The 19774-nt window shown below is 64.6% G+C and carries 18 protein-coding genes and 4 tRNA genes; 5 read left to right on the top strand and 17 right to left on the bottom strand.

Going from position 1 to position 19774, the window contains the following annotated elements; genetic code table 11:
- Positions 1-67: 67 nt before the first annotated feature.
- The gene (locus ACLI1P_RS01990; RefSeq protein ID WP_296134758.1) at positions 68-1012 is read right to left on the bottom strand and encodes an ABC transporter substrate-binding protein; all 945 of its coding nucleotides are present in this window, start codon (positions 1010-1012) and stop codon (positions 68-70) included.
- Between the two features lie 125 nt (positions 1013-1137).
- Between ACLI1P_RS01990 and ACLI1P_RS01985 the strand changes: the two genes are divergently transcribed.
- Both ACLI1P_RS01985 and ACLI1P_RS01980 read left to right on the top strand, forming a co-directional pair.
- Positions 1138-1932 carry a siderophore-interacting protein gene (locus ACLI1P_RS01985; RefSeq protein ID WP_296134759.1) on the top strand — a complete coding sequence of 265 codons (795 nt, stop codon included), beginning with the start codon at positions 1138-1140 and terminating at the stop codon, positions 1930-1932.
- A 196-nt stretch (positions 1933-2128) separates the two neighbouring features.
- Positions 2129-2863: a cryptochrome/photolyase family protein gene (locus tag ACLI1P_RS01980; RefSeq protein WP_373692309.1), complete on the top strand. Its 735-nt coding sequence runs from the start codon at positions 2129-2131 to the stop codon at positions 2861-2863.
- Positions 2864-3341: 478 nt separating this feature from the next.
- On the opposite strand, the gene rplA is transcribed toward ACLI1P_RS01980, so the two are convergent.
- From rplA to ACLI1P_RS01935, 9 genes are all read right to left on the bottom strand, one after another.
- On the bottom strand, positions 3342-4046 hold the full coding sequence (gene rplA / locus ACLI1P_RS01975) for a 50S ribosomal protein L1 (protein ID WP_296134761.1): 705 nt from the start codon (positions 4044-4046) through the stop codon (positions 3342-3344).
- A gap of 98 nt (positions 4047-4144) precedes the next feature.
- Positions 4145-4588, bottom strand: a complete 444-nt coding sequence (gene rplK, locus ACLI1P_RS01970) for a 50S ribosomal protein L11 (protein WP_296134763.1) — start codon at positions 4586-4588, stop codon at positions 4145-4147.
- A 165-nt stretch (positions 4589-4753) separates the two neighbouring features.
- Positions 4754-5713: a transcription termination/antitermination protein NusG gene (gene nusG, locus ACLI1P_RS01965; protein WP_408930040.1), complete on the bottom strand. Its 960-nt coding sequence runs from the start codon at positions 5711-5713 to the stop codon at positions 4754-4756.
- A gap of 127 nt (positions 5714-5840) precedes the next feature.
- The gene (secE, locus tag ACLI1P_RS01960; protein ID WP_411709288.1) at positions 5841-6170 is read right to left on the bottom strand and encodes a preprotein translocase subunit SecE; all 330 of its coding nucleotides are present in this window, start codon (positions 6168-6170) and stop codon (positions 5841-5843) included.
- Between the two features lie 24 nt (positions 6171-6194).
- Positions 6195-6270 (bottom strand) — tRNA-Trp (locus tag ACLI1P_RS01955).
- A gap of 129 nt (positions 6271-6399) precedes the next feature.
- Positions 6400-6471, bottom strand: a tRNA-Met gene (locus ACLI1P_RS01950).
- Between the two features lie 34 nt (positions 6472-6505).
- Positions 6506-6581: transfer RNA gene (locus ACLI1P_RS01945), tRNA-Thr, on the bottom strand.
- A gap of 402 nt (positions 6582-6983) precedes the next feature.
- Positions 6984-7065 (bottom strand) — tRNA-Tyr (locus tag ACLI1P_RS01940).
- Positions 7066-7140: 75 nt separating this feature from the next.
- Positions 7141-8145: a polyprenyl synthetase family protein gene (locus ACLI1P_RS01935; RefSeq protein ID WP_408932081.1), complete on the bottom strand. Its 1005-nt coding sequence runs from the start codon at positions 8143-8145 to the stop codon at positions 7141-7143.
- Positions 8146-8237: 92 nt separating this feature from the next.
- Here ACLI1P_RS01935 and ACLI1P_RS01930 point away from each other — a divergent pair, with 92 nt between their 5' ends.
- Positions 8238-9482, top strand: coding sequence for a geranylgeranyl reductase family protein (locus ACLI1P_RS01930; RefSeq protein WP_411709287.1), 1245 nt, complete (start codon positions 8238-8240; stop codon positions 9480-9482).
- A gap of 22 nt (positions 9483-9504) precedes the next feature.
- Here the strand turns inward: ACLI1P_RS01930 and ACLI1P_RS01925 are convergent, their stop codons facing one another.
- The 7 genes from ACLI1P_RS01925 to ACLI1P_RS01895 are packed head-to-tail and all read right to left on the bottom strand — an operon-like array spanning position 9505 to position 17525.
- Positions 9505-10197 (bottom strand): demethylmenaquinone methyltransferase, encoded by a 693-nt coding sequence (locus ACLI1P_RS01925; protein ID WP_306507781.1) that lies wholly within the window; start codon positions 10195-10197, stop codon positions 9505-9507.
- Between the two features lie 11 nt (positions 10198-10208).
- A complete protein-coding gene (locus ACLI1P_RS01920) occupies positions 10209-11408 on the bottom strand; it encodes a glycosyltransferase family 4 protein (RefSeq protein WP_411709286.1) in 1200 nt (399 codons plus the stop codon).
- An 8-nt stretch (positions 11409-11416) separates the two neighbouring features.
- Positions 11417-11860, bottom strand: coding sequence for a DUF3592 domain-containing protein (locus ACLI1P_RS01915; RefSeq protein WP_411709285.1), 444 nt, complete (start codon positions 11858-11860; stop codon positions 11417-11419).
- A gap of 1 nt (position 11861) precedes the next feature.
- Positions 11862-13511 (bottom strand): 2-succinyl-5-enolpyruvyl-6-hydroxy-3-cyclohexene-1-carboxylic-acid synthase, encoded by a 1650-nt coding sequence (menD, locus tag ACLI1P_RS01910; protein WP_408932083.1) that lies wholly within the window; start codon positions 13509-13511, stop codon positions 11862-11864.
- On the bottom strand, positions 13504-14109 hold the full coding sequence (locus ACLI1P_RS01905; RefSeq protein ID WP_408932084.1) for a hypothetical protein: 606 nt from the start codon (positions 14107-14109) through the stop codon (positions 13504-13506). Before ACLI1P_RS01905 ends, menD begins: the two co-directional genes overlap by 8 nt.
- A gap of 20 nt (positions 14110-14129) precedes the next feature.
- Positions 14130-16466 carry an ATP-binding cassette domain-containing protein gene (locus tag ACLI1P_RS01900; protein ID WP_411709284.1) on the bottom strand — a complete coding sequence of 779 codons (2337 nt, stop codon included), beginning with the start codon at positions 16464-16466 and terminating at the stop codon, positions 14130-14132.
- Positions 16467-16505: 39 nt separating this feature from the next.
- On the bottom strand, positions 16506-17525 hold the full coding sequence (locus ACLI1P_RS01895) for an o-succinylbenzoate synthase (RefSeq protein WP_411709283.1): 1020 nt from the start codon (positions 17523-17525) through the stop codon (positions 16506-16508).
- A 95-nt stretch (positions 17526-17620) separates the two neighbouring features.
- Here ACLI1P_RS01895 and dcuC point away from each other — a divergent pair, with 95 nt between their 5' ends.
- Positions 17621-19030, top strand: coding sequence for a C4-dicarboxylate transporter DcuC (dcuC, locus tag ACLI1P_RS01890; protein WP_296133722.1), 1410 nt, complete (start codon positions 17621-17623; stop codon positions 19028-19030).
- Between the two features lie 61 nt (positions 19031-19091).
- Positions 19092-19721 (top strand): hypothetical protein, encoded by a 630-nt coding sequence (locus ACLI1P_RS01885; RefSeq protein WP_306507788.1) that lies wholly within the window; start codon positions 19092-19094, stop codon positions 19719-19721.
- Positions 19722-19774 lie beyond the last annotated feature (53 nt).

Raw genomic sequence — 19774 nt, 5'->3', positions numbered from 1 at the left:
CCTTGTCGCCGTGGTGTGTGCCCGCAGCACCGTGGATAGCGTCAGCCTTCCTCGGTAGCGCGAGCACTTAAAGTTTCTCTTCGAACTTGTCGACGGCCCACGGAATCGTCAGCGGGTTCGGCATGCTCATCGCATTGCCGGTGTCCGTGCCCAGGTAGCGAACACGGCCATCCTTGACCACGTCGAGGCCTTGGAACGTGGAGTCCTTCTTCAGTTCATCGGTCGCGCCGTTGTAATCCAAGACGAACAGGTAGTCCACGTTGTTGAGCTGGGAGTAGTTTTCCGGTGCATAGTCCACGAAGAAGCTGGAGCCATCACCCTGCAGTTCCTGCGGAATGTCAAAGCCGAGAGATTCGATGAACTGGCCGCGGCCGTCCTCTGCTGTGTAGAGACCCAGCTTCCCGTCATAAGGCATGACGATGGCTGCTCGCTTGCCCTGCAGCTCCGGGTGGGAGTCCTTGAACTGCGCGAAGGCGTCCTCCGCTTGGTCAATGAGCTTCTCCCCCTCCTCTTCCTTGTCCACGGCAGAGGCGATGGTCTTAACTTGCTCCTCCCAGGGCACCTGCCAGTCCTCGAAACCTTCGGGCTTCACGGTCAGCGGGGCGATATCCTCGAGGGATTTCTTTGCTTCTTGGTCCACTGCCTGGTTCACGGCGATGATCTGTGTGGGGTCCGAGGCAGTGACCTGCTCAAGAACCTCGGCCGTGAAACCGGAAGCGGTGTTATAGATCACCTCGGGCTGGGCGTCTCCCAAAAGCTCCTTCGCCCAGGGGCCAACTCCGGAGGGATCACCATCCCCTTTCGCACCCCACGGCGCCACAGCAACGGGAGTGAGTCCGAGTGCCAGCACGGTATCGGCATCTCCCAGCCCAAGGCTTGCAACCCTGGGCTCGTCTGCGCCGGCCACGCCCGCGCTGTCATCGCCGCTTCCGCGTGAGCAGCCCGTCAGAGCAATCGCTGCCGCCGAGACAATCGCAAGCACGGCTTTCGCGCGCCGGTTGATGGCAACCATGGGATAAACCTTTCCTTCGCTGGGAACGAGCACGTGAGCATACGCAACCCCTAATTTATTTGAGGCTAGCCTAACTTAGGCTTTATGATGGTTTCAAATCTCCCTCCTACCTAGGATCACTCCCCTTGACATATCACCGCCTACTACCCGTCACCCTCACCGGGAACACTCGCCTCAAGCCACGGCTACACCGACTAACTTTTCACTCACCAGCGTTTGGTTCCTACCCCTTAGCCGGGCCTGACGAATACTTTGGGCTCCTCATGCCCCAAGATGGGCAGGATTTTTCGCCATTTCCGGTTGAAAATTCCAATGTTCGCGCCGCCGTCACGGGATTGCCCGCCAAGATTCGCCCAGCACTGCGGTGGTACACAATTCGCAAGCTCAACCAGGAAGCGTGCACCATCGATGTCGACGTAGTGACCCATGGCGACAATGGCCCCGGCTCACGCTGGATCCTCAACGCCCAACCCGGGGATAGCGCTGGAATATATACCGGGCAAGCACGGTGGCAGGAACCTAGGAAGTCACAACTGTTGCTCGCGGACGCCTCCGCTCTTCCGGCGCTGTGGCACATCCTGGAACATTACGAAGCTTTTTCACCGGACTCCTTGGACGGCGTCGACGTCGTTGCTCTGGTCGCAAGCGACGACGAAATTGAGGATGAATTTGAGGAAACGTGGAGCGGCAAGGTTCGCTCGCTCACTATGGTTTCCGCTCCGCACGAGGACCACATTGCGCGTGCCAAACAGCTCCTTGACTCTCGTTTCACCCCGGATACCGCACCCGATTCGGTATGGGTATCCGGCGAAGGGGACCTCGCCAAAGCAGTACGCGCCATAGCTGTGCACGACTGGGGTGTGCCGCGCGAGGACGTCATCTGGTCCGTGTATTGGATGAACGGGAAGCCGCGGCCCTAATCCCTCTGCACGCGCCGCGCGCCAGCACCTTCACGACCATTCTCTTGGCGAACCGGTACCCATCCCCACGCTCAGCGGCCCGGGCGCACACGCCTTTGCCGAACTGACCGAGCCATTCCCTACCGCTGCCCCGCTCCCCTAGCAACAACGCCTTGCAGACCACTGGGAACCCGGTGAACTCGCCGCGCGGAAAACGGTGGCAGACCTTGAGCTTGACCATTACGACCGCGACCGGGACTTCTTTGCCCGCCCTGCCACCTCCCGGCTGTCCCCACGCTTACGCTTTGGTGAAATCTCTGTCCGCGAAGTCTGGCACGCCGCCAGCGAGCTGCCTGGCGATGCCTCTAGTTTCCACTCCGAGCTACTGTGGCGCGATTTTGCCTGGCACCGCCTCTACCACGTCCCCACACTGGCCACCGAACCCGTGCGCGAGCAGTCCCGCGCCTTCGACTGGTATCGCGACACCGAGGGCGTGCGCACCGACGGCACCGATCCCCGCCCACACGCCTACGCCCCGCTCGAGGCATGGCGCCGGGGACAGACGGGCATCGCGCTTGTCGACGCCGCCATGGCCGAACTCTGGCACACCGGCTACATGCACAATCGTGCCCGCATGGTCGTCGGCTCCTTCTTGACAAAGAACTTGGGTATCGACTGGCGCCACGGAGAAGAGTGGTTCTTGGACACCCTCGTGGACGCCGACCCAGCCTCAAACCCCTTCAACTGGCAATGGGTGGCCGGCTGCGGCGATGACGCGGCACCCTACTTCCGCATCTTTAACCCCGAGCTCCAGTCCAAGAAATTCGACCCGGACGGCGCTTACGTGAAGCGCTGGGCCCCGCCGCTTTCGCCGCCACCCATCGTGGATCTCAAGGAATCCCGCCGCGCGGCCCTCGACGCCTACGCGGAGATGAAGGACGCCACCTCCTAGCCGTAGCGCTCGGGATGTGCGACGGGCAATGGGACCGAAGTAATGGCACCTTATGCACACCCTCGCATCCATTCACCTGGTCTTTTCGTGATGTGGCGCCACAAATGGCATCTTTAGGTTGGTCCCATAAGCCCGAGACCACGTTGCCCCCCCACGCTGACCCCCACAGTGCAGCACACAGCACAACGCGGGCCCCGGACGAATCCGGAACCCGCGGTGCAAAGGGTCTTGTTTATCAGGCGGTTTCTCACGCCGCCCGCCCTGCAAGACTCAGGGTGTTCTCTCTATCTCTCATGCGCCTCTCTCAAACGCACAACATTATTATGCGGCACATTCCTTGTAATGCCATACCACGAACCTGCCAATTGCCTGTTAGTGAGAAAACAGCACATACACTGGATAAACACCGACCAGAAAACGGGAAAAGACCCCCGCTCGCACGCGAGCGGAGGCCTTGACGCCGTTAACACTGAGAGGATTACTCGGTGTAGTTCTTCTCCACGGAAGCGTCGACCGGGATGCCCGGGCCGGAGGTGGTGGAGATGGTGATCTTCTTGGCGTAGATGCCCTTGGAGGAGGCCGGCTTCAGACGAATGATCTCGTCGTACAGCGCGCCGTAGTTCTCAGCCAGCTTCTCAGCGTCGAAGGAAGCCTTGCCGATGATGGCGTGCAGGTTGGAGGCCTTGTCCACGCGGAAGGAAATCTTACCGCCCTTGACGTCAGCAACAGCCTTGGTCACGTCAGCGGTGACGGTGCCGGTCTTCGGGTTCGGCATCAGACCACGCGGGCCGAGGACGCGGGCCACGCGGCCGACCTTGGCCATCTGGTCCGGGGTAGCGATAGCAACGTCGAAGTCGATGTTGCCCTCGTTGATGGCGGAGATCAGCTCGTCGGTGCCCACGATGTCGGCGCCGGCAGCCTTGGCGGCCTCAGCCTTGTCACCCTCGGCGAAGACGGCCACGCGGACGTCCTTACCGGTGCCGTTCGGCAGGGAAACGGTGCCGCGGACCAACTGGTCAGCCTTGCGCGGGTCAACGCCGAGGCGGAAGACAACGTCCACGGTGGCGTCGAAGTTCTTGGAGGAGGTCTCCTTGGCCAGCTTGGCAGCGTCGATCGGACGGTACAGGCGGGACTTGTCTACCAGCTCGGCAGCAGCCTTGTAAGCCTTGGACTTGGTGCTCATATGATGCAATTCCTTTTCTTGGATTGATGTGGTCAATGCGGGCCGTAGCTGGCCCTACCACGCGCGATACGTGATGTACCGCGCTGATGTGAAGTTATTTACTTAGCCGGGATGCCGTCAACGGTGATGCCCATGGAGCGAGCGGTACCAGCGATGATGCGGGCGCCGTTGTCGATGTCACGAGCGTTGAGGTCCTCGAACTTGGTCTGTGCAATCTCCTTGCACTGATCCCAGGTCACGGAGCCGACCTTGTCGGTGTGCGGAACGCCGGAGCCCTTCTTGATGCCAGCGGCCTTCAGCAGCAGCTTCGCAGCCGGCGGGGTCTTCAGCTTGAAGTCGAAGGAGCGGTCCTCGTACACGGTGATTTCCACCGGGACGACATTGCCGCGCTGGGACTCGGTCGCAGCGTTGTAGGCCTTGCAGAACTCCATGATGTTGACGCCGTGGGCACCGAGTGCCGGGCCAACCGGCGGGGCCGGGTTAGCGGAGCCTGCCTCGATCTGGAGCTTGATGAAGCCAGTAACCTTCTTCTTGGGAGCCATCGAATTACCTCTTTCCTGTGGTACCGAGGTGCCGCCACGATGAATAACTGCACCCCGTCCGGATGCTCACGCGTTGTGGGCCACCGGAGGATGAACGTTTTCTCATGCGCAAAAGCGCACGGCGTTCAAGTTTAGAACACCGTGCGCCCAGCTCAAAATCGCTTTTTAGGAGATGCGCTCGATCTCCGTCGGGGACAGCTCCACCGGGGTCTCGCGGCCGAAGATGGACACCAGGCCCTGCATCTTGCCGGTCTCCGGATCGATCTCGGAGATGGTGGCGGAGACGGAGGCCAGCGGGCCGGACAGGATGGTGACGGCCTCGCCGACCTCGAAGTCGTGAGCGTAGGCCTTGGCGGCCTCCTTCTCCGGCATGGCCACGACCTGCTCGCCGTCGGAATCAGCAGCCGAGCTCTCCGGGGTCACGGTGGCGTCGTTCGGCATGAGGAACTTTGCCACGTCGCGGATCTTCACCGGGGTGGCGTTGCCCTCGTTGCCCACGAAGGAGGTCACGCCCGGGGTATCGCGGACGACGGACCAGGCGGCGTCGTTAAGCTCCATGCGCACCAGGACGTAGCCCGGCAGCAGCTTGCGCTTGACTACCTTCTTCTTGCCGTCCTTCTTTTCCAGGATCTGCTCCACCGGCACGACGACCTCGAAGATGGAGTCCTCCACCTCGAGGGTCTGGGCACGCATGTCCAGGTTGGTCTTCACCTTGTTCTCGTAGCCGGAGTAGCACTGGATGATGTACCACTGGCCCGGCTGCTTCTTCAGCTCACGGGTGAATGCGCGCAGGCGGGTCTTGTACTCGGCCTCGGCGGCAGCTGCGGCGCCTGCTTCTGCGCCTTCCGACGCCTCCTCGACCGCACCTTCCGCATCGTCCGCGCTTCCGCCGAGCGCTGCCTCCGCAGCCTTGGTGGCCGCCTCCTTCTCGGCAGCTTCCTTCTCCTCCGGGCTAAGCTCCTCCTGAGCTTCCTGGCCCTCCTGGGCCTCCTGCGGGGCGTCCTGAGGCTCGCCGGCGGTCTGGGCGTCGGAGGATTCGGCGGCTTCCGCAGCCTCGGCGGCCTGATCCTGGACGTTGTCGATCATGGCCTGCTCGAGGGAGGTGCCGGTGGTTTCGTCGCTCATTGTCTTCTCCATCTAGGTTTTTCTAGTCCACACCAGGGTACTCGGCCGAGCTCCCCGCGTGGTCAGGGCAAAAAGTATCCCGCCGTTCCCCTAGGGGATTCGGCGGGATGAAAGTATGTACGTCAGTTTACTTCGGCGCGAGGACCGCTTCAACTCCGAGGCCGGTGAGCGTGTCGACGCCCCACACCAGCGCGGTGAGGACCACGAGGAAGGCGAAGGTCACCAGCACGTACTGGAGCATCTCCTTGCCGGTGGGCCATACAACCTTCTTAATTTCGGAAGCGACCTCACCCGGGAAGGCGGCGATGGAACCGCCAGTAGATTCTTCCTTCTTGTCCTCGACGCGGACGACGCGCTTGTCGTTGTAGGACTCGGTAGAGGTGGTAGCCGCGCCAGAAAGCTGGCGCTTACCGGTCGGGCGTGCGGCGCCGGTGCCGGGCTGCTTCTCATCGCTCACGGCGAATCCTCCTTGGAAGTGATGTGGCAGGGGCGACAGGACTCGAACCTGCAACCTACGGTTTTGGAGACCGTTGCGCTACCAATTGCGCCACGCCCCTTTGCGTGTCCTTTTTGGGACAACGCACAACCCTACCAGAACGGTGATTCCGCATGGAAACCACCCGCCTTGCTGGGCTGGGAGTCGGTAATAAAAAAGCGCCCGGGTTACGGGCGCTTTCCTTTCCCGGTAGCGATGGCGAGAATTGAACTCGCGACACAGCGATTATGAGTCGCTTGCTCTACCACTGAGCTACACCGCCATATTCATTTTCCCAAACTGGGTGGAAACATGAATGGAGCCCCCTGACAGAATCGAACTGTCGACCTTTTCCTTACCATGGAAACGCTCTGCCGACTGAGCTAAGGGGGCACAGCCTCTTTGAGTAACGGAGTATCTCCGCTGTGCTCTCGTTGAAGCCTTGAAAAGATTAACCCGAAACGCTTAAACAACACAAATCGCCAGTACACCGCACGTTTTCGGGCCCTATAGAACGCGTGTAACGCACTACCCTTCCACCAGCCCCTCACCGAAGGCCCAGAGGTGGCAGCGGCCCGGCATACGCCGCAAATCCACACGAAGTGTCCCTTAAGCCTCACTGTCGTTCACGGTAGATAAGGGCGAAAAATTTCGAACTTTTGGCCGCTATTTGCCGTGAACGTCGGGGCTTGTCGGCGTGTGCTTGGTAGCCCACCCTTAACTCTCTCGGAGGCCAGAACCCGCAGACGCGAAAAATCCCGCAGACACTGCATGGTGTCTGCGGGATTCATTCTGTGCCAGGTAGAAGATTCGAACTTCTGAAGGCAATGCCGGCGGATTTACAGTCCGCTCCCTTTGGCCGCTCGGGCAACCTGGCATGCACTATCAAGTGCGGTTATGTACTTTACTACGAAGCCCCGGCCGCCATGCAAATCGGCAGGCAGGAGGCCATTTAACCCACGCGCTGAACGGTGTAGTCCGCCAGTTGGCGCAGCGCTTCGCTCGCGGTGCACTCCGGGAGAAGGGAGAGCTGGTCTTCGACGACGCGGAGGTACGCGTTAACGTCGGCAAGCGCCTTGTCCCTGCCCCCAGACTTCCAGAGCAGCTCGATGGCGCGCTGGACCGAGGCATCGTCGCTTAAGGGGCCCGTGAGCAGCGCGCGGAGCTCGTCGCCGACCTCTCCCTCTTCCTCCAGGGCGTAGAGCACGGGGAGGGTAAACACGCCCTCCCGCAGGTCGGTGCCCGGGGTTTTTCCGGAGTCCTTCGGATCGGAGAAGATGTCAATGATGTCATCCACAATCTGGAAGATCATGCCCACCGCGGAGCCGATCTGGCGCAGCGCCTCGCACTGCTCCGGACCTGCCCCCGAGTGGTAAGCGCCCAGGTAGCCGGCGGAAGCAATGAGCACCGCGGTCTTCTCCCGGATGACGGCCGTGTAGTGCTCCACGGCATTGGCTTCCCCCGCGCCGATGGTCTCTCGCATCTGGCCGGTAACGAGCTCCTCAAAGGTCTCCGCGAAGTGTCCCACCGTGCGGGTATCCAGCTCACTCATCAGACGGGAGGCGTGCGCCAGCAGGGCGTCACCGGCCAGGATGGCTACGGAGTTGGACCAGCGGAAGTTCGCGGACTCCACGCCGCGGCGCCGCTCGGCCTCATCCATGACATCGTCGTGGTACAGCGTGGCCACGTGGACCATTTCCACGACAGTGGCGGCTTTCACAACCTCCGGGGACTGGGGGCGCTTGCCAAATTCGGAGGCCAGCAGCGCCATCATCGGCCGGAAACGCTTGCCACCGGCGTGTGAGAGGTGGCTTACCTTGTCCTTGAGGAAGTCCGGCCCGCGGTCGATCTCGCTGCGCAGCTTCTCCTCAACGGCAGCCATTCCGGCGTTAATACGCTCGGTGAGCTGCGCATCACCCAAGTCCACATGCGTGGCGTGAGTCTGGCCGTGTGACATTAAACGCGTTCCTTTAACTCAAAAATCGTATTATTTACATACCGTAACCCATAGCACGGACCTGAACACACTCAAGGCAGCTATCCCATGTAATGATAGTGGCCATGCCGGAGCAGTTCGATTCCATCCTTGCAGACGTCGCCATCGTCGGCGCTGGTCCCGCCGGTGCCGCCGCAGCCATGCACGCCGCGCGGGCCGGTCACGATACGCTGCTGATCGATTCCGCCCCCTTCCCCCGCGATAAGACCTGCGGCGACGGCCTCACCCCGCGCGCCATGCATCAGCTGGATCTGCTGGGCGTCGACGTCAACGCCACCTACCGCAACCGCGGGCTGAAGCTCCACGGCTTCGGCGGCACCGTCACCGCGCCCTGGCCCGCCACCTACCCCAGCCAGGTGGGCACGGCCCTGCCGCGCTACCAGTTTGATGCAGTACTGGTGGACGCCGCCCGGGACGCCGGCGCCCGGCTCATCACCGGGACGGCCACCGCACCGGAGCTCCGCGGAAACCGGCTGACCTCCTTCGTCGTGGGCAAACAGCGCGTCACCGCCCGCTGGGTCATCGTGGCCGACGGCGTGCGCTCCACCTTTGGCAAGCAGCTGGGCCGCACGTGGCACCGCGAGGAGGTCTACGGCATCGCCGCACGCGCCTACGCCGAGTCCCCGCACGCTGGCGAGCCCTGGATGCATTCCCACGTGGAGCTCAAGGACCCGGACGGGGTGGTGCAGCCGGGCTATGGCTGGATCTTCCCGCTTGGGGACCAGGGCTGCGTCAACATCGGCCTCGGCGCCTTGTCGACTCAGTCTCGTCCCGCCCACCTCAACACTAAGAAGGCGTTGCGCTTCTACGCCGAGCAGCAGCGCGCGGAGTGGGGGCTGGGCCAGCTTTCCGACGTCTCCTCGGCCCTCCTCCCCATGGGCGGTGCCGTCTCCGGCGTGGCGGGCGCGAACTGGATGCTTATCGGTGACGCCGCGGCGTGTGTCAACCCGCTCAACGGTGAGGGCATTGACTACGGACTCGAAACCGCTGCCCTGGCGGTGGAGATGCTCGGCTCCAAGGACTTCACGCTGGCCTGGCCGGACCGTCTGCGCGCCGAGTACGGCGAGGCCTTCCTGCTCGCCCGCACCGCCGCCCGGCTTCTGACCTACCCCCAGTTCCTGCCGCTGGCCGGCCCGCTTGCCATGCGCGGCCCGGTGGGGCGCCTCCTCATGCCGGCCGCCGCCCGGCTCATGGGCAACCTCATTACTGCCGAGGACAAGGACCTCGTGGCCCGCGCGTGGCGCCTGGCCGGCGGCACGGTCACGCGCCTGCGCCGCGATACCCCGCTCTGGGCCTAGAGCACTCCCCTAATTCGCCGCCTTAGTCTGCAGGTTTGATCGCGGAGTGCAGCGCCACGATGCCGAAGGTGAGGTTGCGCCAACCGGCCTGCGACCAGCCGTTGCGGTTGATGGCCGCGGCCAGCTCGTGCTGCTCCGGCCAGGCGCGGATGGACTCCGCGAGGTAGATGTAGGCCTCCGGGTTGGAGGAGACCACCTTCGCAATCGGCGGCAGCAGGCGGGTGAGGTACTCCTTGTACACCGTGCCGAATACCGGGATGACCGGCTTGGAAAACTCCGCAACCGCCAGGCGGCCGCCGGGCTTGGTCACACGCGCCATTTCCCGCAGCCCCAGCTCAAAGTCGTGGATGTTGCGCAGGCCGTAGGAGATGGTGACGGCATCGAAGGTGTTATCCGCAAACGGTAGGCGCATGCCATCGCCGGCCACCTTGGGCACGTCACGGTCTTCGCCCGCGGCGAGCATGCCGCGCGAAAAGTCGCACGCCACGCACCATGCGCCGGACTTGGCCAGCTCCACCGTGGACACCGCGGTTCCGGCGGCGAGGTCTAGAACCTTCTCCCCCGGCTGGAGGTTGAGCCGCTCACGGGTCAGGCGGCGCCAGCGTGCGTCCTGCCCAAAGGACAGCACCGTGTTGGTGATGTCGTAGTTCTTGCCCACCGCGTCAAACATGCGCGCGACATCGAAGGGCTTTTTATCCAGATCTGCCTTAGACACAAGCGCCTAGTCTAGGCCACGCGCGCGCCCAGGGCGCGAGCGGCCCAGCGCGGCAGCTCCGGGCGCTGGCCAAAGATCGTCAGCGGCACCTCGCGAACGCCCTCCAGCACCTCCTCGTAGTAACCCATGAGCTGCTCACACAGGGCCGGCCAGGTCTTGGAAGCGATGGACTGGCGGGCGTTGTCCCGCAGCTCCTGGTGCACCTCCGGGTTGAGCAGCGCATCGACGGCGTTGGGGAGGTCCTCCACAAACGTTGCGACGTCAAGCAGCAGGCCGTTGTAGCCCTCCTCAATGAGATCCACCGGACCGCCCGCGCGGGGGCCGATGGTGGGCACGCCGGAAGCCTGCGCCTCCTGGATGGCCTGGCAGAAGGTCTCAAATTCTCCTGCATGGACGAAGATATCCAGCGAGGCGTAGGCCGCCGCCAGTTCTTCGCCGCCCAACGACCCGGTAAAGAACGCGTTAGGCAGCTGCGCCTCCAGCAGGGGCCGCTCCGGGCCATCGCCCACGATGACCAGCTGGATATCCTCGCGGTCATTGAGCGCGGTGAGGCGGTGCACGCCCTTCTCCGCGGCCAAGCGCCCCACAAAGCCCACGATGTGCTTGCGGCCGGTGGGATCCCACTGGCGGCGCAATACCGCAGAGCGCTTCAACGGGTGGAAGCGCTGCGAGTCGACGCCGCGGCCCCAGTGGCGCACGTTCTTAATGTGGTGCTTCTCCAAGTCGGCGATGGTGAGCGACGACGGCGCCAACGTCATCTGGCACGCATTGTGGATGGTGCGCAGCCACTCCCAGACCCCGTAGGCCAGCGCGGAGGCGTGGTACTTGGTGGCGAATCCCGCCACGTCCGTCTGGTAGAGCGCCACCGCCGGGATACGCAGCTGACGCGCGGAGAAAGCACCCGCCGCGCCCAGCACGAAGGGGCTGGCCAGGTGGATGATGTCCGGCTTGAATTCCCGCAGCGCTTCATCCACGGCCGAAGTCGGCACGCCCACCGGCAGCGAATCCACCAACGGGACGCGCACGGTGGGAACGCGGACGATGCTGAACCCCAGGTAATCAGGAATCTCTTCCTGACCGTCACGGGCACCGGGGGCGACCACGATGGCCTCGTGACCGTGCTCGTGCAGGTACTCCAGGACACGCAGCACCGAGTTAGTCACACCGTTGACATTGGGGAGGAAGGATTCTGCGACGATGGCTACACGCATAGCGCCTATCATTCCTTGTCTTCGTGGGCTGTTGGTAACACCTTCGCAAAGTTTCGGTTAATTTTCCCACTCCCCCACCACGCAGCACCGGCGATGACCGTGGCGGCGACCCCGGAGGACAGCGCCGGAATGATGGACAAGGTCCACTCGCGGCCCTCCACCTTCACCAGGTCCGGGTTGGTGGTGGCGTAGAGGACCCAGACCTGCTGGCCCTCGCCCAATCCCGTGGGATAAAGCAGGCCGGTAGTCGGCGTGTGATAGATGCCCTCGGAGTCCTGGAAATCCACGAAGGTACGCAGGCGCCCGACGTCCGTGACCGTGGCTAGCGCGCGGGCCTGATGGGCATTGATGGTCCGATCGTTGAGGTACGGGCCGATGACCATGCCGGCCATGCCCACCAACGCCGCCGCGTAGAGCACCAGGATGAGCTGGCGCACGCGCCGCTGCGACACCTTAGTGGCCCACCTTGGCGTTGAGGGCTTCCTGCAGCGCGCGACGCGAGGCACGGGTGGTGTGCGCCTCCACCACGGTGATGCCGGTGGAGTACTCCTTGAGTTCTGCCAGGATGTCCAGCAGTTCCTGCGGCGAGTTGGCCTCGCGGTGCTCGGCCCCGCAGGCCTCCGCGAGCTGGGCCACGCTCACGCCGTGCGGCGTGCCGAATGCCCGCTCGAACGCGGGGCGGAAAGCCTCCCCACCCTGCTCCAGCGTTTCAAAGATGCCGCCGCCGTTGTCATTGGCCACGACGATGGTGAGGTTCTCCGGCCGCGGATTGTCCTCCGGCAGGATGAGGGAGGTGGCATCGTGCAGGAAGGTGACGTCCCCCAGCAGCGCCACGGTGCGCGGGGCGCGGGGCGCTGCGGCCTCGCGGGCTTGGGTAGCCAGAGCAACGCCGATGGCCTGGGCAATGGTGCCGTCGATGCCGGCGGCTCCGCGCGGGGAGTAGGTCTCTACTCCGTCGAAGGGCAGGCCGATGAGCGATGCATCCCGTACCGGGTTGGACGCGCCTAAGACCAGCACGTCGCCCACGGCGAGGGTATCCCCTACCGCGGCAGCCACGTGCAGGCCGGTGAAGCCCAGGTCAGACCCGTCCTCGCCGGCGAGCACCTCGCGCACACCGTCGGCCGCCATCTGCGCTGCGCCATCGCAGATCTTCATCCACTCTGCGGTGGGCTCACCGCTGGTCTTGACCGTGGTGCCCAGCTGCGCGGACTCGCCGCGCGGGTTGGTGAAGTCCTCGGTGCGGGACAGGCAGACAAGGTCAATGTCGGGATCACTAAGCAGCGCCAGCACCCCGCGGTGCAGAGTGGGATGGCCAACGACAATGACCTGCTCCACCTTGGTGTTGACCACGTAGTCATTCGCGGAGACCTGCGCGCGGCGGAAGATGTGCGCTGCCGCCGGATGCACCGGGTGATACGGCGCCGGCGCGGTGGGCTCCGCGATGGTCGGCACGTCCTCGAGCCCCTCGACCTCCCATGCCTCATCGCCGGCCACCACCAGCGTGTTGCGGGTCAGGTCCACGGCCACCTCGCCGTGGTTGGACCAGCGCGGCGTGCGGGCCCGGTGCTGAGTGCGATCGGCGGGCTCGCCGGGCAGCGTAGTGCCCACCAGGGGCACGTCGAGCGCCACGTTGATGTGCACCTGCCAGTCAGCCAGGAAGCGCTCGGCCACGAAGGGGATGTCAGAAATCTGGGTGACCTGGGTGGTCTCGGCAAAGACGCCGAAGAGCCCGGGCTGCTCAATGGTCTGTGAGGCTCCCGTGCCCACCAGGCGGGCGGGACGGTCCGCACTGATAACGGCCAGCGGGGTGTGCGAGTAGTGCGCCTCCACCATCGCCGGTAGGGCGTTGGCCACCGCGGTTCCAGAGGTCACCACTACGCCGACGTGGCGGCGCTGCACGCGCGCCATGCCGAGCGCGGCGAAGGCGGCGGAACGCTCGTCCAAGCGGGTGTGGACGCGTATGTCGTTGCGCGCCAGCAGCGCCAAGGCCAGCGGCGCGTTGCGCGAGCCCGGGCACAGCACGATGTCCGTCATGTGCCGGGAAAGCTGCGCCGCCAGCGACTGGGCCAGCTGCATCGCATCGGTGGTCTCAGAGCTAGGCATTATCGCCGCCTTCCGGGTCGAGGCCGCTGAGAAGATCGTTGAGGAGGCTATCGAGCTCCTCGCCACCCTGATCCAGCTGGTCCTGGAGCTCCGGCGGGATATCCGTGGGCAGCTCGCTGGGGAGCTCCGTAGGAATCTCGTCCTGCGGGGCATCCTCGGTGGTGGTCACCGTGGTGGGGACCTCAGTGGTGACGGTCTGGGTCTGGGTCACCGGTTCGGGGGCGGGCTTGTTGGCGTCCGCCGCAGCGCCCCGCCATAGGAAAAAGAGCACAGCAGCCACGGCGACGGCGATGGCCGCAATCGCTGCGAAGACATACGCTAGGGCGCCGCCGCCCTTTTTCTCTTCTTCCACCTGGTAGCTCGACGGTACCGGGTCATACTGCGACTGCTGTCCGTAGCCGGCGGCCTGCCCGTAGCCGGTACCGCCCTGGCCCGCCGGTGTGCTCTGCGCTCCGGGCTCCGGGAAGTACTGCTGGGGCCGCTGTTGGCGCTGCTCGGGCGCTCCGAACTGGCGGGTCTCGTTGTCACCGGTGACGCGGCCAAACTGGCGCGTCTCGTTATCGCCGTTGCGGCCGTAATTGCCATTGTTGTAGGTCATGAGCCTTACCTTATCGTGCCTTAGCGTGCAGGAGCGCCGGCGAGTACCCGGCCCGTCGGAGTCTCACCCTGGGCAACGTCTCCCGGCGCGCCGTCTGCCACCACCTGGCCGCCTTCGGCGCCGGAGCCTGGTCCCATCTCGATAACGCGGTCCGCGCCGGCGATCAGGTGCACGTCATGGTCCACGGTGATGACGGTGTGGGAGGCATCCACGAGCGAGTGCAGCTCCTTAATGAGCAGATCGATATCCGCCGGGTGGAGGCCCGTGGTCGGCTCATCCAGCAGGTAGACGGTGTGGCCGCGGCGCGAGTTGCGGGAGCGCTGCAGCTCGGTGGCCAGCTTGATGCGCTGTGCCTCGCCGCCGGAAAGCTCCGGGGCGCCTTGGCCTAGGCGTAGGTAGCCCAGCCCCACGGCGTCGAGAGTCTGCGCCGCGTGGAGAATCGCCGGTTCGTCGGCGAAGACCTCGAGGGCCTCTTCCACGGTGAGGTCCAGGACATCCGCGATGGTGCGGCCCTGCCAGCGGATGGACAGGGTCTCATCGTTGTAGCGCTGGCCGTGGCAATCCGGGCACTGCGTGTAGGAACCGGGAAGGAAGACAAGCTCGACCTCGATCTGGCCGGCGCCACCACACGTAGGGCACTGCCCCTGCTTCACGTTGTAGGAAAAACGCGAGACGGTCCACTTCTTTTTCTTGGCCTCCGGTGTGGCGGCGAAGAGCTTGCGCACGTTATCGAAGAGGTTGGTGTAGGTCGCCACCGTGGAGCGCGGGGTGCGGCCGATAGGCTTTTGGGTAATGGAGACCACGCGCTTGACCTCCTTGGGGCTGTCCTCCCCCGTGAGCAGCTCGTTCACCGCGCCCAGCAAGGTGGACTTGCCGGAGCCGGACACGCCGGTCAGGACCGTGAACTGGCCTAGCCCCAGGTCCACGTCAAGGCCGTCGATGTTGTGGGACTGCACGCAGCGCAGTGCGAGGCTGCCGTGGGCTGGGCGGGGCTCGGCGTTGGGTTCCGGGTGCGGGCGGGCCAGGGCGCGGGCCGTCGGGGTGTCATCGTTATAGTCCCCGACCGGGCCGGAGTAGACCACCTGGCCGCCGCGCTCACCAGCGAGCGGGCCCACATCCACCAGCCAGTCCGCCTCTTTGACCAGGTTCATGTCGTGCTCCACCAGCAGGACCGAGTTGCCCTCCTCAATGAAGCGGCGGCAAATATCGAGCACTGCTCCGCGCTCCGCCGGGTGGAGGCCCGCGGAGGGCTCATCGAGCACGTAGGTCACGCCGAAGAGGCCGGAGCGCAGCTGCGCGGCCAGGCGCAGTCGCTGCACCTCGCCGGCGGACAGTGTCTCGGTGGGACGGTCCAGGCTCAGGTGGCCCAGACCCAGCTCCAGGGCCGATTCCAGCGCAGGGCGAATGGCCTTGAGCAGCAGGTCCTCGGCATCGTTCGGCTGCGGGCTGCGGGAGTTAAGGCGCTCCAGGGCGGAGTCTAGCGGGAGGTTATTGAATTCGTCGATAGGCAGCCCGGCGTAGGTCACCTTGAGCGCGCGCGGGTTGAGGCGACGGCCGTCGCACGTGGTGCACTCATGAGATTCCATGAAGCTGAGCGCGCGGGCGCGCAGCGTGTCCGACTTCGTCTCCGCGTAGGTCTTGCGCAGGTAGGACGCCACGGAACGCCACGTGCCCTCGTAATTGCGCTGGATCTGGTCCGCGCCGCGGTGCGGCTTCACCGTGACAACCGGGCGTTCCTCGGTAAAGAGGATCCAGTCGCGGTCTTTCTGCGGCAGGTCCTGCCACGGGGAGTCCAGGTCGTAGCCCAGCTCCTCCAGGATGTCGTGGAAGTTCTTTCCCGCCCAGGCGCCCGGCCAGGCGGCGATGGCGCCGTCCTCAATGCTCAAGGTGGGGTCCGGGACCATGGAGGCCTCCGTCGGCTCGTGCACGACACCGGTGCCCTGGCACTCCGGGCACATGCCCTCCGGGGTATTGGGTGAGAAGGAATCGGAATAGAGCCCCTCGGGGTTATCGCCGCAGCGCGAGTAGAGCAGGCGCACCGAGTTGGAGATGGCGGAAATCGTACCCACCGTGGAGCGCGCGCCGCCTGCCGACGCCGACTGCTGCAACGCCACCGTCGGCGGCAGCCCTTCGATGCCCCCGACCTGTGGGTCCACCGCGGAAGCGATGAGGCGGCGGGCGAAGGGTGCGACGGATTCGAGGTAGCGGCGCTGGCCCTCGCCGTGGATGGTGCCGAACGCCAGGGAGGACTTGCCGGAACCGGACACGCCCGTCACGGCCACGAGCTGGCCGCGGGGGATGTCCACATCGACATTGCGGAGGTTGTGCAGGTGGGCGTCTCTCACAGAAATGGTCATGTCAACCAGCGTACGCGGCTGCCCGGACACGGACCGCTATCAGGAGTTTTCGAGGTGCGGCCAGCACTGCCGCACGCGCTCGAACCACCAGTCGCGGCGATCTGCCGGGGCCGCCAGCGCAGTCAGCCGATCCGGCTCGGGTGCAAGGGGGCGGGCGCGCAGGAAGCCGTCGACAAGCTCGCGTGGCGCGGTGACGTCTTCCTTAAACAGTGACCCCGTGGCTAGGCCCGCGGCGGCCGGGGTGACGTCGACATCCTCGTCGTCGTAAATCTGCGGCAACGCGGCCACGGCAGCCAAGCCCATTGAGATACCCACCGACGTATCCAGCGCGGAGGCCACCGTGATGTCCATGTGGCGCTCGCGCAGGTGCGTGGCCACCTCCAGCACGCGCCGCACGCCGCCCAGCGGCGCGGGTTTGACCACCGCGACGTCGGCTGCCTGCAGCTGCGCCACCCGGTAGGGGTCGCTGGCCTTCCGGATGGACTCATCGGCCGCCACGCGGACGAAAAGCCCGGCGCGCATGAGCTGGCTGCGCACTTCCGCAAGCTCCTCCACGCTCTTACAGGGCTGCTCCATGTAGTCCAACGGCATGAGCTCCTTCGCCGCGTTCACGGCCTCCTCCACGCTCCAGCCGCCGTTGGCGTCCACGCGCAGGACCGGCACGCGGCCTTGGGCCTCGATATGGGCGCGCACGGCGCGAACGCGTGCAACGTCGTCCGCCAGTGTCTGCCCCTTCTCCGCCACCTTGATCTTGAAGGTGCGGCAGCCCGGGTAGCGCGCCATGACCTCCGGCACCTGCTTCGCAGGCACGGCCGGGATGGTGCCGTTGACCTCGACCCATTCGCGCACGGGCTCCGGGAAGCCCTCGAAGGCGGCCTCGATGCCGGCCGCCAACCAGCGCGCGGATTCCTTCGGACCGTACTCCAGGAAGGGGGCGAACTCGCCCCAGCTCGCAGGGCCTTCAATAAGCAGCGCTTCCCGCGTCGTAATGCCACGGAACCGCACGGCGAGGGGGAGGGAGACCACGTGGGCGCGGTCAAGAAGATCATCAATCTGCATGCTTTTCATCATAACCGTGGGCTCTAATGCGACAGAACTATTGCATGATGCTAGGTTAAAAAGGTAATTGGTTATAACCAGAAGAAGGACCAGATATGCTCTATCTTCTCATCGCGCTGCTCGCCATCGCCGCCGTTGTCTATCTCATCTACAAGAAGGTCAACGCCGCGGCCTCCATCTTCGCCGTCGGCGTAGTCCTGCTCATGCTCGCCGCGCTCACCGGCCGCGCGGAGTTCCGCACCACAGAAATTGAAGCAACCGGCAATGCTTTCTACGACCAACTCCTGGTGGTCGACGCCCTGTTCAAGTCCCGCTTCTCCGGCATCGGCATGGCCATCATGGTGCTCTTCGGCTTCGTGTCCTACATGCGCCACATCGGCGCGGACGCCAAGACCGTGGTGATTCTTTCCGCCCCGCTCAAGCGCTTTAGAGGTTCCTACTGGCTCGTGCCGGTGGGCTTCATTTTGGGCACTTTGCTCTCGCTCGTTATCCCTTCTGCTGCAGCGCTCTCCCTCCTGCTGGTCGCCACGCTCCTCCCAGCACTCATCGCCGCCGGCCTCACCCCACTGACCGTCGGCGCCATCGTGGTGACGTCTTCCACCATCGTCCCTACTCCGCTGGAAGCCGGCCTCATTCAAGGCGCGGATCTGACGAACATGACGCCGACTGAGTTCGTCTACGGCGCCGTCGCCCACGCCACCGTTCCTACCCTGCTCATCACCGCCTTCGTCCACATGTGGTGGCAGCGTCGCTGCGACAAGGCGGATGAGCGCAAGGCCCTCAATTCCGGCGACGTTACCGCGGAGTCCTTAAGCGATAAGGCCACCGAGGAAGCCATCGCGCGCGCCGCCTCCCTGCCGGGCTTCTACGCCATCCTGCCGCTCATGCCGCTGCTGCTCATCATTGTCTCCGCCATCCTCAAGCAGCTGGGCGTCATCCCCTTTGAGGGCGGCATCTTGCCGGTGACCGTGGTGTCCCTGTTCATCGCGATGATCATCGAGTCCATCCGCAACCGCACCGTCACCGGCGCGGTGGACTCCATGGCCACCTTCTTCAAGGGCATGGGCGAGGGCGCCGCCGGCGTGGTGGCTCTGCTCGTCGCCGCCGCCGTCTTGGTGGAGGGCATTACCCAGATGGGCGTTATCGACATGCTCATCAGCGCCACCGAGGGCTCCTCCGGCGCGGCCGTCATCATTGTCCTCATCTTCGTAGCCGCCACCGCCGCCATGGCTGCCCTCACCGGCTCCGGTACCGCCCCCTACTTCGCCTTCTCGGAGGTCGTACCCAACCTGGCCGCTGAGACCTCCATCCACGCCCCGCAGATGCTCACCGCTATTTGGGGTACCTCCAACCTCATGCGCCAGGTCTCCCCCGTCAACGCCGCGGTCCTCATCGTCTCCGGCGCCATCAAGGTCAACCCCATCCAGCTGGTCAAGCGCACGGCCGTGCCGATGATTGCGGCCACCGTGCTCAACACGCTGTTCGCGTTCATGTTTATTGGGTAACGCTCCCCGTTTGTACAGTCAGCGCCCCTGATTTCTGCCCCGGGGCGCTAGGCTGCACCCCATGCGATTCACCTCTACTCTTTCCGTTCTCGTTGCCGCCGGTCTTGCCTTGAGCGCCTGCGGCGATGCCTCCGATACCACCGCCGCACCGGCGAATGAGCCTTCCATTAACGCCCAGGTGCCCTCCGCCGCCACCACGACTACGGAAGCGGCAGCTACAGAGACCTCCGAAAGCTCCGACGACCGCGGCCCCGCGCCGACGCTTGACGACGCCCCATCAGACGCCCACTCCACGCAAGAAGGCGCCGACGGCAACACGAACCCCAATCCGGGCGGCCACTCCATCAACGTAGGCCAAATCGGCGGCGAGTGCGGCTACACGAACCAGGGCGACAGGATTCACGCAGGCAAGAACACCTCCTGTGAATTCGCCGCCGCTATGTTTGACGAGGCCATCAAGCACACCTTCACCTGGTCGCAGGGCAGCCCCACCGTGAATGGCTCCTACAACACCCGCATTTCTGCCGTGAGCCCGGCAACCAAACAAACCTACGACCTGCGTTGCGCCATGGGCTCCGATACCCGGACCTTCTATTGCGGTATCGACGGCGACAATTCCGTGTACGCAAGCTTTGAGGACGCCAACAACTGGACGTGGACCGACCGGCTGTCTACCGAAGGTCAGCCGTAGCGGACCGCGCATCGCGGTAGCTTACGGAGGCTAGTTGGACAAGCGTAGGGAGC

It is taken from the genome of Corynebacterium tardum, assembly GCF_046717785.1.
Taxonomy (GTDB): Bacteria; Actinomycetota; Actinomycetes; order Mycobacteriales; family Mycobacteriaceae; genus Corynebacterium.
Note: the sequence above shows the minus strand (reverse complement) of the source record. Positions and strands in the feature narration are given on the sequence as shown.